Here is a 13,590-nt window from a genome sequence, read left to right on the forward strand (position 1 = left end):
TCAGAGCCCTCCCCCGCCGTCCGGCCCGCTCGCCTCCGCCACGCCGGCGCGGCGCGCGTTGATCACGGCGTCGATATAGGTGGCGGGCTGCTGCAGGTTGCGCACCGTCTCCTCCATATAGGTCATCGCCGGGCCGGCCTTGATCGTCAGCGTCAGAGTCAGCGCGATGAGCAGCATGACGGGCGCCATTTCCATGACGAGCACGCGCGGCACGGTGCCTTCCATCGAAGCCCAGAAGGTGCGGATGCCGGCGCGGGTCATCGAGATGAGCGCCGCCAGCCCCGACAGGATGAGCAGGCCGACGATCCACCAGACGGAGGCGGCGATCGGTCCCTCCTGGGTGTTCACGCCGATCATGCCGGTGAGCATGGCGAATTTCGCGACGAAGCCGGAAAGCGGCGGCAGGCCGGACAGCAGGATGGCGCAGGCGGCAAAGCAGATGCCGAGCACGGCGATCGTTCCCGGCATGGTGATGCCGACCTCGACCTCCCGCTCCTCCTCGTCCGCGTCGCCATAGGCCTCCATGGTGACGGCGAGAACCGAGGCACCGGCATCCTGCCCGCGTTCCACGAGTTCGATCAGCATGAAGAAGGCGCAGATCGTCATGGTCGAACTGACCATGTAGAAGAGCGCGCCCGCCGTGACCTGCCCGTTGCTGAGGCCCAGCACCGCGAGCAGCGTGCCGGAGGAGACGAGCACGGAGTAGCTCGCAAGCCGCCCGAGCGCCTGTGAGGCGAGAACGCCGATCGTGCCGAAGGCAATGGTCGCCATGCCGCCATAGAGCAGCACGTTGAGGCCGAGGCCGGCGGATTCGCCCTGGCCGAAGACCAGCAGCGACAGGCGCAGGATGACGTAGATGCCGACCTTGCTCATGATGGCGAAAATCGCGGCGACGGGCGCGGTCGCGGCGCTGTAGGCGCCCGGCAGCCAGAAGTTCAGCGGCCACATGCCGGCCTTGATGAGGAAGACGATGCCGAGGATGCCGGCGCCTGCCTCCAGGAGCATGCGCCGCTCGCCCTCGATCTCGCCGATGCGCACGGCGAGATCCGCCATGTTGAGCGTGCCGGCCGAACCGTAGATGGCGCTGACGCCGATCAGGAAGCACAGCGCCGCCGCGAGATTGACCGCGATGTAATGCATGCCGGCCTTGACGCGCATGGAGCCGGAGCCGTGCATCAAGAGGCCATAGGAGGCGGCGAGCATCACCTCGAAGAAGACGAAGAGATTGAACAGGTCGCCGGTGAGGAACGCGCCGTTGAGACCCATCAGCAGCAGCTGGAACAGCGTGTGGAAATGCGCGCCGGCCGCATGCCAGCGGGCGAGTGCGAAAACCAGCGCCGGGATGGCGAGGATCGAGGCCAGCACCAGCATCAGCGCCGAGAGGCGGTCGACCACCAGCACGATGCCGAAGGGGGCGGGCCAGTTGCCGAGCAGGTAGACGCCCTCGAAGCCGCCTTCGCCGCCGCCATTGTTCGCCAGCCGGAACAGCGCGATGGCGACGGCCGCGAGCGCCAGGCACGAGACGACGCTGATCATCGCTTTGACGACACGCTCGCGCTCGTCGAAGAACAGGAGAAGCGCGCCCGCGACGAGCGGAATGAGGATCGGCGCGATGATGAGATGTTGCTGCCAGCCGCTCATTTCGGCTGCTCCCTGCCGTCGACATGGTCGGTGCCGGTGAGGCCGCGGGCGGCGAGCAGCACCACGAGGAAGAGCGCGGTGGTGGCAAAGCCGATGACGATGGCGGTCAACACCAGCGCGTGCGGCACCGGATCGGTGAGCGTCGAGACATCGACGCCTTCACCGAGAAGGGGTGCGGCATTGGACTTCACGCCGCCGACGCCGAAGATGAAGAGGTTGACCGCGTAGGAGAGCAGCGAGAGGCCGATGATGACCTGGTAGGTGCGCGGGCGCAGGATGAGCCAGACCCCCGAGCCGGTCATGACACCGATGCCGATTGCGAGAACGAGTTCCATCAGGCTTCCTCCGCCTTGGTGGCGTCGAGATTGCGGACCCGATGCGTGCGTATGGATTGGTGGGCGAGCGCGATGAGAATGAGCACCGTCGCGCCGATGACGAGCGAGAAGACGCCGAGATCGAACAGCAGCGCGGTCGCCGCCGGCACCTTCCCGATGAACGGCACCTCGATATATTGCGAATAGGACGTCAGGAACGGATAGCCGAGTGCCCAGGCCCCCATGCCGGTCGCGGCTGCGAGCAGCAGGCCGAAGCCCATCCAGCGCAGCGGCAGGATGCGCAGCCGGTCCTCCGCCCAGCGCACGCCGCCCGCCAGATATTGCAGCAGGAAGGCGATGGCCATGGTGATGCCGGCGGCAAAACCGCCGCCCGGCAGGTCATGGCCGCGCAGGAAGAGATAGACCGAGAAGGTGATCACGACCGGGAACATCCACTGCATGATGACCGAGGGCACGAGCAGGTAGTCGCGCACCGTGTCGCCGGCCGAGCGCTCGGGGCGTTCGGCGTCATAGGCGTTCTGGATGCGCTGCTGCTCCGGCTTCTCGATGCTGTCTGCGGCCGGGCGGAAACGACGCAGCAGCGCGAAGACCGTCAGCGCCACGATGGCGAGCACCGCGATCTCGCCCATCGTGTCGAAGCCGCGGAAATCGACGAGGATGACGTTGACGACGTTGCGCCCGCCGCCTTCCGTATAGGCCTTTTCGAGGAAATAGCTGGCGATCGCGTCCGGCACCGGCTGGTTCATGATGGCGTAGGAGAAGATGAACATGCCGAAGCCGCAGGAGATCGCCAGCAGGAAATCGCGGAAACGACGGCTGCGCGCGGCGAGCGACACGGAATTGTCGATCTTTTCCGAGCGTTTCGGCAGCCAGCGCAGGCCGAGCAGCAGCAGGACCGTCGTGACGATCTCGACCAAGAGCTGGGTGATGGCGAGGTCGGGCGCCGACAGCCAGACGAAGGTGATGCAGGTGGTGATGCCGGCACCGCCGAGCAGGACGAGGGCCGCAAGCCGGTGATATTTCGCCTGGTAGGCGGCGGCGAGCGCGCAGAAGGCGCCGACGCACCAGACGGCGGCGAAGATCGGGTCGACATCGCCGAATTCCGGCGGTTTTGGCGTGAAACCGGCGAGATAGAGCGGTACCACGCCGGCCAGCAGTCCGGCGGCCGCGATGAGGCGCAGCTGCGGCTGGAGATTGCGCGTGCCGAGGTGGCTTTCCAGCCAGCGCGCCCATTTCCACGACACCGTCACGAGCACGCGCTCGAAGATGCGCTGGCCGCCGAGATGGCGGAACAGCGGCGGGCCGTCGTCGCATTTGGCGAGATAGTCCTTCAGCACCGCATAGAGTGCTGCACCGCCGATCAGCGCGATCATGCTCATGATCAGCGGCGTATTGATGCCGTGCCAGACGGCGAGGCTGTAATCCGGCGTACGCTCGCCCAGCACCGAGACGACGGCCGAATGCAGGAACGGGCCGATCGACAGGCTCGGGATGATGCCGACGACGAGGCAGGCGAGCACGAGGAACTCGATCGGGAACCGCATCCAGTGCGGCGGCTCGTGCGGTTTCGGCTTCGGCAGGTCGGTCGGCGGGGGGCCGAAGAACACCATGTGGATGAAGCGGAGCGAATAGGCGACGGAGAAGGCGCCGGCCAGCGTCGCGACATAGGGCAGCATACGGTCGAGCACGGAATCGGCGTGCGTTTCAACGGCTTCCGCAAAGAACATCTCCTTGGAGATGAAGCCGTTGAGCAGCGGCACGCCGGCCATGGCCGCACTCGCCACCATGGCGAGCGTGCCGGTTATCGGCAGGTATTTGAACAGGCCGCTCAATCGTCGCATGTCGCGCGTGCCGGTCTCGTGGTCGATGATGCCGGCGGCCATGAAGAGCGAGGCCTTGAAGGTGGCGTGGTTGACCATGTGGAAGATCGCCGCGACCGCGGCAAGCGGGCTGCCGAGGCTGAGCAGCGTCGTGATGAGGCCGAGATGGCTGATCGTGGAATAGGCGAGCAGGCCCTTCAGATCCTGCTGGAACATGGCGAAATAGGCGCCGAGGATCAGTGTGCAGATGCCGGCTATACCGAGCAGCATGAACCATTCATAAGTGCCCGACAGCGCCGGCCAGAAGCGCACCAACAGGAAGACGCCCGCCTTCACCATGGTCGCGGAATGCAGGTAGGCCGAGACCGGGGTGGGGGCCGCCATGGCATTCGGCAGCCAGAAATGGAACGGCACCTGCGCGCTCTTGGTCAGGGCGCCGATGAGGATCAGCACCAGTGCCGTGAGGTAAAGCGGATGAGCCTTGATCAGGTCGCCCGACGCCAGCACCACGTCGAGATCGTAGCTGCCGACGATACGGCCGAGCACGATGAGGCCGACGAGCAGGCAGAAGCCGCCGATGCCGGTGATGGTCAGTGCCATGCGCGCGCCGTCACGCGCGGCGGCATTGTGGTGCCAGTAGCTGATCAACAGGAAGGAGAAGATGCTGGTGAGTTCCCAGAACACCGAAAGCAGGATGATGTTGCCCGACAGAACGATGCCGAGCATCGAGCCCATGAAGGCGAGCAGGAACGAGAAGAAGCGCGGAACGGGATCCGCTTCCGACATGTAGTAGCGTGCATAGAGCACTATGAGGCAGCCGATGCCGGTGACCAGCATCGCGAAGAGCCAGGCGAAGCCGTCCATGCGCAGCGTGACGTTCAGCCCGAGCTGCGGCAGCCATTCGAGATCGACGCGGACCTTGCCGCCGTCGCGCACCGCCGGATAGAGCACGGCCGTCATGACGAAGCCGGCAAAGGCGACGACGCCCGACATGCGCGCCGCGAGAACCCGCGAATCCGTCCTCAGCAGAATGGTCGCGGCAAGGCTTCCCATGAAGGGAAGGCAGACCAGCAGGACCAGAATCGTTTCACCTGTCATCGTTTGATCGATCACTTTACGTCAGAGCTTCTCTCCGCCGGCGTGCCGGCGGCATCGGGAAGACCGCGCACGATCGACAGGACGATCGAAGCGGTCGTCAGGCGAAATGAAACGGAGGGGCACGGGCCCCGCGCGTTTCGATACGACCGCTGGTCAGGCCGGCCGGCCGAACGATGATGGTTGCGACGTCCGCGTCCTGTCGTCGAAAATCATCGCGCGCCGGCAGACAGGCAAGGCCGGTGCCGTCAAGCGGCGTGACCTTCCCGGCGACGGGGCGCTTGCGGCACTCCATGTCGGCAAGTGCAGATGAATGACCGACGGTCTTCTGCGTGCCGTAACGAAGCACTTTCGAGCTGGCGCTGACGGCGGAAGGGGCCGAGAGCGTGGATATCAACAACAAAAGACAGGTGAACGTGGTGCAGAAAAGGCGGAAAGCCCGACGAACCGGTCGATGCTGTTGCCCTGTTGCTGCCAAACGCCCTGCCTCTCGATTTCGTCGTCCGCGTTGAATATTCTCTCATCCGGACAATACGTTGGCGCGATCGGCACTGTCCACCCGCCAGAATGAAACTTTTCCAAAATTACGCCGATTTGCCGCAGTCCGGGGCATGATTTTCCTACCATGTGGTCGCAAGGCCAGGATGCCGAGGCCGGCTCTGCTTGATGCCCTGTCGCTTTCGGCGCATTCTAGCCTGGCGAATCGCATGAAGCAGACCTGCTCCAGTGAGGGCCTCGCCCCGGAGCGTATGGTGCCAAGTATCTGGATCTGCCGGTCGAACGCTCCCGGCTCTCCAGCGAGTTCCATGTCCCGGCCCTGCCTGCACATCCTGCGCGGCTCACGGCGGCATGGCGTCAGTCAACTTGAACGGTAACTCTTGAACGGGGATTAGCGATGTCGGATTTGCGCTTGGAATGGATCAGCAAACGAGCCTATGCGATCTGGGAGGAAGCCGGCCGGCCGCACGGCCGGGATGCCGAACATTGGGAACAGGCCGCGGGCGAACGGGACGAATTCGAGCGTATGGCGCTCGCCAGCGCTAAAAAGCCGCTGATCGAAATCTCCAAGAAGGCACAGCCGAAGAAGGCAGAGACCGCAAAGGCCAAGAAGAAGGCGGATGCGGGCGCCGAAAAGCCGGTCGCCGCCAAGGCCGTCGCCAAAGCGAAATCGGCCAAGGGCGCGGCGAACAGCAAGCCGGTCTGACCGCCTTCAGAGGGTGGCCAGCGTCCGGTTGGCGATGGCGCCCGCATAGGCGTCGCGCTGGGCGACCTTGTCCTCCAGCGCGGTGATGATGCTGTCGGCGAAATCGATGTCGTAGAGATCGAACATCACGTTCAGGCCACCCGGCGTGAAGACGTTGATTTCGAGAATCTTGTCGCCGACGATATCGAGGCCGACGAGGAACATGCCGTCCTCGACGAGTTTCGGCCGGACCATCTCAGCAATGGACAGGATTTCCGGCGTGATCTCGACGGCGACCGCTGTTCCCGCGGCGTGGATGTTCGAGCGCACCTCCCCCTTTGCCGGCACACGGCGGATCGCGGCATATTTGCCGTCCCGCTCCAGCGGCCGGCCGTTCATCAGGAAGAGCCGGATGTCACCTTCGGTCGCGGCCGGCAGGTAGTTCTGTGCGATCAGGTAGCCCTCGCCGCTCACCGCCTCGAAAATCTGGTTGAGGTTCGCCTCGTCGGGCGAGCCGATCTTGAAGACGTTCTTGCCGCCGGAGCCTTGGAGCGGCTTCATGATGACGCCCTCCTTATGGGTATCGATGAAGGCGCGGATTTCGTCGATGCTCTTGGAAATCAGCGTTTCCGGCCGCACGGCCCGCGGAAATCCCTGGAAATAGAGCTTGTTCTGCGCCAGTGCCAAGCCGTCCGGGTCGTTGACGACGATCGTTCCGCGCGCCGCCGCAAGCCGGCCGAACATCGCGCCGACATGGGCCGCCCAAGGCCGGTCGTCGGCATCGAGCGACGGATCGTTGCGCAGGAACAGCACGTCGACGTCCCGTGTGTCCAGCGTCTCGATGGCGGCGTCCTCGCCCTGGAGGGCGGCGTGAAAGCTCTCCGCCTTCTTGTAGCGTTTTCCCGGCAGTACACGGCCGCGCACGGAAAGGCTGTCATCCGCCCTGAGCACGAAATCGCCCGGTGTCACGTAGCAGATCTCGTGCCCGCGCCCGAGTGCGGCCATGGCAAGGCCCGTGGTGGTATAGGTCGGGGTTTCCCCCTCGATCGAATTGACGAAAAAGGCGATACGCATGATTGCTCTCCTCAAGCTTCGAGCATTGTCAGGGGTGTGAGGCCGCCACGGGCGCGTTCCAGCCTGGCGCGCCCGCGCTCGGTTTCAAGGCAGAGTGGCCGCAGGATCGGCGCCTTCAGCAGGCCCCGCGCGCCAAGCTCTTCCATCACGCTGAAATGACCGGCGGAAATCTTGCCCATCCAGAACGGATCAAGCGCGCCGCCGGCCTTCAGATGGCTCAGTAGCGACAGCAGGCCGCGCAGATAGATGGCGTCCTTGGCGAGCCCGCCGCCGCGGAAGACGCGCAGCAGCAGGCCGAAGGCGGTCTCGGCGTCGAAATCGTAATCCTGCGTCAGCCTGCGAAAACTCTCGACGAAAGAGGCTCCGGCAAGCATCAGGTCGCAACCGACGACGCGGGCTGCGAGCAGGCGCAACCGCTCCGGCGTGAAGCCGCCGGCGAGGAATTCGGCGAAGACCGCCAGCCCCTCCTGCATGCCCTCATAACCCGAAAGGCCCGTGCGGAAGACACGCAGACCCTGCGCCGAGCCGTTGAAATAGGTCAGCAGATGCACGCCGACCTCGTGGCTCAGCAGCGCGTCGACGCGGTGGCGCATCATGCGCGTGCGCCGCGAAATCAGCAGGCGGCGGCCGGAGACCAGCAGGCCGGCCGGCACGTCGTCGCGCAGTTCGATCGCCGCGTCGAAACCGTCATAGTGCTTATGGTAATGCATCATCATGGAGCGCGCCTTGCGCTCGACGTAGAAGCAGTCCACCACCTCGTCGTCATCGGCGGCGGGGGGCATGCGCTTGGCATCTCCCGTGCCGTCGATGACCTCGGCCGCCGCCTTGCGCAGCGACGGCTCGACGGGGCCGTAGAGCGCGCGGCCGAATTCGACGAACCGCGCTTTCTCCCGCGCGCCGATCAGCGTCAGTTGCAGGTCGAGTTCCTGCTGCTTTTCCCGGTAGATCTGGTGCAGGACGGGATCTTCGAGCCGGTCGAGCGAGATGGAATAGAGACGGCGCTTCTGCGTCTCCACGAGCAGGCTCAGCGGCCGGTAGAGGAAACGCGGCGGCCGGTCGTACTGGTTCGCCTTGAATTCCTGCCAGGCGGCATTGGCGTTGATCGGCGTCACGGCAAGCAGGAAATCGAAGCTCGAGGCGACCTCGTCCATGCCGCGGTCGGCCCGCTCGACCGCATCGATGAAGGCCTTGCGGCCGAAGGCCCGATAGGTGGCGGGTTTCGGAAAACCGTCCGCTTCCAGAAAGGCCGCGAAGGCGCGCAGGCCGGCGTCGAGGAAATTGTCGACGAGGCGCTCGCGCAGGTCCGGATAGGTGGCGTCGGACCCCGTGACACGGTAGATCGGCGCGAAACGGAGCGTCAGAAGCGGCAGCTTCAGGCTCAACAGTTCGGGCCGCACGCAGGGATCCTCCTCTGCCGCGCAAAGCTCGACATGGGGCGTGCGGAAGCGGGCCTCGAAAGCCTCCACCGCCGTCTCGAACGCGTCCATCGCCCGCCTGGCCGCGAGTTCGCGTGTTGCCGAAATCATCACCTCGAAGGGCTGGAGGAACGGCGCATCGTCGGACAGCAGCCGGTCGCGCTGCAACTCGTCCACGTCGAGCAGCACGAAGGTGCCGAATTTCTTGCGCAGCACCGCGGCAATCGGCCCGATGAGCTCGACGGCGTCCTCGATGCGGGGCGTGACGAGGTAGGAGGCATTGGCGGCGGCGACCTCGCGCGCCACGACATGGCGATCCGGTTCCCCGACATGCAGGCAGAGGAACGGCAGCGGCCGGTCGATATGCAGGCGTCCGCCTTCAAGATCGCGGCGCACCGGCTTGCCGGCTTCGAGCGCCTCGATAACGTCCTCGACAAGGCTCTTTTCCTTTTTCTGGCGCGGCTTTCGCGCCGCTCGGGCTGGGCTCATGCGACCTCCCGCAGCGCCTGTTCGAGCACCGGCGCAGCACCCGCGACGAGTGCCTGAAGGGCCGCGAGCGCCTGCCAGTCCGGTGCGCCGGTCCATTCGTCCATGAAGACCTTCTTGAATTCGACGGCGATGGCGCAGCCGTTTTGCGGAAACCGCGCGTGGATAAAGCGCGTCTGCTCGCCACGCCCCTCGAAGGCGACGTTTTCGCGCACATCCAGCCGGCGGCCGAGAAAATCGAAATCGGCGGCGAAATTCATGAAGGCATCGACAACGGGCGCCCATCGGGACCGATCCATCGAGGAGGTGCCGATGTTGATTTCCGGCGCATCGCTCGCTTCGGTCGGCGGGGCCGAGGGCCCCGCGCGGCGGTGGTTGTAGCTGTGCATGTCCAGGACGACGAAGCGGCCGTGCTGCGCCTCCACGCCACGCAGATAGTTTTCCAGCATGCCGTAATAGGCATCGTGCACGGCGAGGCTTTCGGCTAGCTCGGCCTCCGACGGCGTCGTGCGCCACACCTTCAGGCCCCAGGCCTGTTCCGGACGCAGGTAGATGGCGGCGTCGCGGGCGCGGTTGAGGTCGATCTCGAAGCGGGAGCGGTGGAAGACGATGCGGTTGGCGAGACCGCGGATGGTTTCGGCCGTGAAAGGGTCTTCCTCGCGCAACCGTTCGTCATCGTCGAGCGCCATCGCCATGAGGAGGTTCTGGCGCACGGCGTGGCCATTGTGGATGGCGGTGCCGACGATCGGCGAGGCGCCGCGCTGCGTCGTCCACCAGGCATGCTCGTCTCCGCGGTCGATATCGTCCAACATTCGCCTCGCCCCGCCCTGTTTCCGTCCGCAAGGAATGCCCGAGGAAGATGTTCGTTCCACGCGTCACGCTATGCTGGCTCTTGGAGGCGGGCGCAAAGCACTCTATCTGAACCGCGACACGTTTTTTGAACGAGGATCCCCGTGCGCTCGCTCTACATGCTGGCCGGCCTGCTGATGACGGCGCTCGGCATTATCGGTGCTTTCCTGCCGCTGTTGCCGACGACGCCCTTCCTGCTCGTCGCCGTCTGGTGTTTTTCGCGCTCCTCGCCGCGCCTCGAACAGTGGCTGCTGAACCACCGCACGCTCGGCCCGCCGCTGCAAAACTGGCGGCGCGAGGGCGCCATAGCGGCGCGCACGAAGATGCTGGCGATCTGTCTGATCCTCGCAAGCTACGGCTTTTTCATCTATCGCACGCAGCCTTCCCTGCCGCTTGCGGCGGTGGTGGGGCTCATCCTTTCAGGAAGCGCGCTTTTCATCCTGACCCGTCCGCTGCCGAAGTGATCGGCCACGCCGTGCGCCGCGTAATGGTGGGCAGAGGGAGATAAGGCATGACGATCAAGAGCGAACCCCCGATCATCGTTTGGTTCCGCAAGGACCTGCGGGCCGATGATAATGCGGCCCTTGCTGGGGCGGCGGAAACGGACCGGCCGGTCCTTGCGCTCTATATTCGCGAGCCGGAGAAGGCGGGGACCGGGCCGCTTGGCGCGGCGCAGGCCTGGTGGTTGCATCATTCGCTGGCATCGCTCGGCAAAACGCTCAAGGGGCTCGGCACGCCGCTTGTCCTGCGCAGCGGTGATGCGGATGCTGTGCTTGACGGCCTGATCGCCGAAACCGACGCTGACGCCGTTTACTGGAATCGCAGGCACGATCCGGCAGGCATCGCAATCGATACGGACATCAAAGCGGCGTTGAAGGCGCGCGCCATCGAGGCGCGGAGCTTTGCCGGTCAGCTACTCCATGATCCGACCCGCCTGATGACGGGGGAGAAAAAGCCCTATCGGGTCTATACACCCTTCTGGAAGGCACTGGAACGCGAAGGCGAGCCGCATGAGCCGCTCGATGCGCCGGAAAAATTGACATCCCTTCAGAAGTCCCCGAAATCGGAGGCGCTTGACGATTGGGCACTGCTGCCGAAGAAACCGGATTGGGCGGCAACGTTCCAAGACATCTGGACCCCCGGAGAGGCGGCTGCACGCGAGCGGCTGGAAAGCTTCGTCGACGGCGCGATCGACGGCTACAAGCAGGACCGCGACCATCCCGCGATCGACGCGACGTCGATGCTGTCGCCGCATCTGGCGCTGGGCGAAATCTCGCCCGCCCGGATCTGGCATGCCACGCGCGGCCTGGAGGCGCCGACGGAGGATGTCGTGCATTTCCGCAAGGAACTCGCCTGGCGGGAGTTCTGCTACCACCTGCATTTCCATTTCCCGCAGCTTGCGGAAAAGAACTGGAACGACCGTTTCGACGCATTCCCCTGGGAAGCGGCGGGCAAGAACTTCAAACTCTGGACCCGCGGCCAGACAGGTTACCCGATCGTCGATGCCGGCATGCGGCAGCTCTGGAAACATGGCTGGATGCACAACCGCGTGCGCATGATCACCGCCTCCTTCCTGATCAAGCACCTGATGATCGACTGGCGGCGCGGCGAAAAATGGTTTCGCGACACGCTGGTGGATGCCGATGCGGCCTCGAATGCGGCGAACTGGCAATGGGTGGCGGGCTCCGGCGCCGATGCCTCGCCGTTCTTCCGCATCTTCAACCCGATCCTGCAAGGCGAAAAGTTCGATGCGGACGGCACCTACGTCCGCACCTTCGTGCCCGAATTGGAGACGCTGGATTCGGCCTGGATCCACAAGCCCTTCGACGCGCCGGAAAGCGCGCTGAAGAAGGCGGGCGTCGAGCTTGGAAAAACCTATCCGAAGCCGATCGTCGATCACGGCAAGGCGCGTGAACGCGCACTCGCCGCCTATAAAGCGCTGAAGGGCGACTGAATCAATCTTCGCGCGCGAGAGCGGAGGCGAGCAGCGAGACGAAGGCTTCGCCTGCCTCTTCCAGCGCGCCGCTATTGTCGATGACGACGGTATCGGCTGCGACCACGATTTCCGGCACGGCGCGGTCGAGCCGCTTCGCGATGCCTTCGGCGCTTTCCCGGCCACGCGCGGCGAGGCGGGCGGCAAGAATGTCGGGCCGCGCGGTGATGACCACCACCTTCAGCCGCGCGTAGGCATCGGCGAAGGCGGGCAAGGCCGAACGGCTGCCATTGGCGACGAGCGTGACACCGGTCGCCAGCGCGTCATGTGTTTCGCGCGGGATGCCGTAGGAAAGGCCATGCGCCTCCCAGGAGACGGCGAAGCCGCCTTCGGCAGCGCGTGTGCGAAACCCTTCCGCGTCGATTGCTTCATGCGCCTCTCCGCCGGCATCCGCCGGGCGGGTGATGACGCGGCGAACGAAGCGCATGCGGGCCTCTTCGGCAAAATGCCGCGCGGCATAGGACATCACGCTGTCCTTGCCGGCCCCACTCGGGCCGACGACGACGACCATCGTGCCGGCCGCAACGGCAGGCGGCTGGCGGATGGCGGCTTCGGCGTCGAGGCTCATGCCACGCGCCTGCCCTGGCGCCAGACGGAGCGCACGACCGGAACGCCGGAGGGGCGGCGGACGCGCACCAGATCGGCACGCAGTCCCTTGGCGATCGCGCCGCGATCGTCGAGACCGACGGTGCGGGCCGGCGTCGTCGAGACCATGTTGATCGCCTTGGGTAGCTCCATGCCCTCGTCGGCGAGGATGAACGGCGCGTGCATCAGGCTGAAGGGCACGTAATCGGAAGACAGCACGTCGAGCACGCCCATGTCGGCGAGGTCGCGGGCGGCGATGTTCCCGGAATGCGACTTGCCGCGCACGATGTTGGGCGCGCCCATCAGCACGCTCATGCCGGCGCCGTGCGAGGCCTTCGCGGCCTCGAAGCTGGTCGGGAATTCGGCAAGCCTAATGCCGTAGCCGATCGCTTCCTCGACGTGTTCCAGCGTCGCATCGTCATGGCTGGCGACCGAGATGTTGCGGGCGGCACAGGAGGCGGCAATCGCATCGCGGTGCGGCTTGGCATAGCGCGCGGAAAGGTCCTGCTGGCGCTTGCAGAAGGCATCGAACTCGTCGTCGGTGAGGCCGCGCTTCTTCTTGTAGTAGAGGATGTACTGTTCCAGCGTCTGGAACTGGCGCTGGCCAGGCGCGTGGTCCATCAGCGAGACGAGGCGCACCAGCGGGTCGTTCTCGAATTCCTCGTAGTGCTCCAGCACGTTGTCGGTCGACACCTCGCAGCGCAGGTGAATGAGGTGTTCGGCGCGCAGGCGATCCTCGGCCTGCGCCTCGGCGATCGCGTCGGCCATGGCGCGCATCTCGCCCTTCTCGAAGCCGCCGTCCCCATCCGACCCCATGCGCAGGCAATCGAAAACGGTGGTGATGCCTGACGTGACGACCTGGGCATCGTGCGACTGGATCGCGGCAGTCAGGCCCCAGCGCACGCCAGGGCGCGGCGAATAGTGGGCTTCCAGATGGTCGGTGTGCAGTTCGACGAGGCCGGGAAGCAGGAAATCGCCCTCCATGTCCTCGCCAAGGGCAGAGGCGCCCTCGGAAATGTCGGCGATCAGCCCGTCACGCAGCACCAGCGTGCCATCGACAATGCTGTTTTCCAGCACGATGCGGGCATTGGAGAGAATGGTTTCGCGGGTCATG

At 65.2% G+C, this 13,590-nt stretch carries 12 protein-coding genes; 3 read left to right on the forward strand and 9 right to left on the reverse strand.

The window, feature by feature from the left end; genetic code table 11:
• The 4 genes from VGN93_RS08675 to VGN93_RS08690 all read right to left on the reverse strand — a co-directional run bounded on the left by VGN93_RS08675 (position 1) and on the right by VGN93_RS08690 (position 5,369).
• The gene (locus tag VGN93_RS08675; protein WP_319313826.1) at positions 1-1,641 is read right to left on the reverse strand and encodes a monovalent cation/H+ antiporter subunit D; all 1,641 of its coding nucleotides are present in this window, start codon (positions 1,639-1,641) and stop codon (positions 1-3) included.
• On the reverse strand, positions 1,638-1,976 hold the full coding sequence (locus tag VGN93_RS08680) for a Na+/H+ antiporter subunit C (RefSeq protein ID WP_319313828.1): 339 nt from the start codon (positions 1,974-1,976) through the stop codon (positions 1,638-1,640). The genes VGN93_RS08675 and VGN93_RS08680 overlap by 4 nt, the downstream gene beginning before the upstream one ends.
• Complete coding sequence (locus VGN93_RS08685; protein WP_327507146.1) at positions 1,976-4,894, reverse strand: monovalent cation/H+ antiporter subunit A; 2,919 nt, start codon at positions 4,892-4,894, stop codon at positions 1,976-1,978. The genes VGN93_RS08680 and VGN93_RS08685 overlap by 1 nt, the downstream gene beginning before the upstream one ends.
• 97 nt (positions 4,895-4,991) lie before the next feature.
• Complete coding sequence (locus VGN93_RS08690; RefSeq protein ID WP_327507147.1) at positions 4,992-5,369, reverse strand: hypothetical protein; 378 nt, start codon at positions 5,367-5,369, stop codon at positions 4,992-4,994.
• 417 nt (positions 5,370-5,786) lie between these two features.
• On the opposite strand from VGN93_RS08690, the gene VGN93_RS08695 reads away from it, so the two are divergent.
• Positions 5,787-6,095, forward strand: a complete 309-nt coding sequence (locus VGN93_RS08695; RefSeq protein WP_327507148.1) for a DUF2934 domain-containing protein — start codon at positions 5,787-5,789, stop codon at positions 6,093-6,095.
• 6 nt (positions 6,096-6,101) lie between these two features.
• Here VGN93_RS08695 and VGN93_RS08700 read toward each other — a convergent pair whose 3' ends face one another.
• Genes VGN93_RS08700 through VGN93_RS08710 form a run of 3 tightly spaced genes read right to left on the reverse strand, consistent with a single transcriptional unit; the run spans position 6,102 to position 9,861 of the window.
• On the reverse strand, positions 6,102-7,148 hold the full coding sequence (locus tag VGN93_RS08700; RefSeq protein ID WP_327507149.1) for a glutathione synthase: 1,047 nt from the start codon (positions 7,146-7,148) through the stop codon (positions 6,102-6,104).
• An 11-nt stretch (positions 7,149-7,159) separates the two neighbouring features.
• Positions 7,160-9,052: a flavohemoglobin expression-modulating QEGLA motif protein gene (locus VGN93_RS08705; RefSeq protein WP_327507150.1), complete on the reverse strand. Its 1,893-nt coding sequence runs from the start codon at positions 9,050-9,052 to the stop codon at positions 7,160-7,162.
• Positions 9,049-9,861, reverse strand: coding sequence for an N-formylglutamate amidohydrolase (locus VGN93_RS08710; protein WP_327507151.1), 813 nt, complete (start codon positions 9,859-9,861; stop codon positions 9,049-9,051). Before VGN93_RS08710 ends, VGN93_RS08705 begins: the two co-directional genes overlap by 4 nt.
• Before the next feature lie 141 nt (positions 9,862-10,002).
• Between VGN93_RS08710 and VGN93_RS08715 the strand changes: the two genes are divergently transcribed.
• The gene (locus VGN93_RS08715) at positions 10,003-10,362 is read left to right on the forward strand and encodes a YbaN family protein (RefSeq protein WP_327507152.1); all 360 of its coding nucleotides are present in this window, start codon (positions 10,003-10,005) and stop codon (positions 10,360-10,362) included.
• Positions 10,363-10,409: 47 nt separating this feature from the next.
• Complete coding sequence (locus VGN93_RS08720) at positions 10,410-11,852, forward strand: deoxyribodipyrimidine photo-lyase (protein WP_327507153.1); 1,443 nt, start codon at positions 10,410-10,412, stop codon at positions 11,850-11,852.
• Between the two features lies 1 nt (position 11,853).
• Here VGN93_RS08720 and phnN read toward each other — a convergent pair whose 3' ends face one another.
• Positions 11,854-12,459: a phosphonate metabolism protein/1,5-bisphosphokinase (PRPP-forming) PhnN gene (phnN, locus tag VGN93_RS08725; protein WP_327507154.1), complete on the reverse strand. Its 606-nt coding sequence runs from the start codon at positions 12,457-12,459 to the stop codon at positions 11,854-11,856.
• Positions 12,456-13,589 (reverse strand): alpha-D-ribose 1-methylphosphonate 5-triphosphate diphosphatase, encoded by a 1,134-nt coding sequence (locus tag VGN93_RS08730; RefSeq protein WP_327507155.1) that lies wholly within the window; start codon positions 13,587-13,589, stop codon positions 12,456-12,458. Before VGN93_RS08730 ends, phnN begins: the two co-directional genes overlap by 4 nt.
• Position 13,590: the final 1 nt, after the last annotated feature.

The organism is Shinella sp., assembly GCF_035998705.1.
Classification (GTDB): domain Bacteria; phylum Pseudomonadota; class Alphaproteobacteria; order Rhizobiales; family Rhizobiaceae; genus Shinella.

What these genes read in the sequence shown, in the direction of transcription:
- VGN93_RS08700 (WP_327507149.1), bottom strand. Translation starts at nt 7,148, where the DNA reads ATGCGTATCGCCTTTTTCGTCAATTCGATCGAGGGGGAAACCCCGACC.
- VGN93_RS08675 (WP_319313826.1), bottom strand. Translation starts at nt 1,641, where the DNA reads ATGAGCGGCTGGCAGCAACATCTCATCATCGCGCCGATCCTCATTCCG.
- VGN93_RS08685 (WP_327507146.1), bottom strand. Translation starts at nt 4,894, where the DNA reads ATGACAGGTGAAACGATTCTGGTCCTGCTGGTCTGCCTTCCCTTCATG.
- VGN93_RS08680 (WP_319313828.1), bottom strand. Translation starts at nt 1,976, where the DNA reads ATGGAACTCGTTCTCGCAATCGGCATCGGTGTCATGACCGGCTCGGGG.
- VGN93_RS08705 (WP_327507150.1), bottom strand. Translation starts at nt 9,052, where the DNA reads ATGAGCCCAGCCCGAGCGGCGCGAAAGCCGCGCCAGAAAAAGGAAAAG.
- VGN93_RS08730 (WP_327507155.1), bottom strand. Translation starts at nt 13,589, where the DNA reads ATGACCCGCGAAACCATTCTCTCCAATGCCCGCATCGTGCTGGAAAAC.
- phnN (WP_327507154.1), bottom strand. Translation starts at nt 12,459, where the DNA reads ATGAGCCTCGACGCCGAAGCCGCCATCCGCCAGCCGCCTGCCGTTGCG.
- VGN93_RS08695 (WP_327507148.1), top strand. Translation starts at nt 5,787, where the DNA reads ATGTCGGATTTGCGCTTGGAATGGATCAGCAAACGAGCCTATGCGATC.
- VGN93_RS08720 (WP_327507153.1), top strand. Translation starts at nt 10,410, where the DNA reads ATGACGATCAAGAGCGAACCCCCGATCATCGTTTGGTTCCGCAAGGAC.
- VGN93_RS08710 (WP_327507151.1), bottom strand. Translation starts at nt 9,861, where the DNA reads ATGTTGGACGATATCGACCGCGGAGACGAGCATGCCTGGTGGACGACG.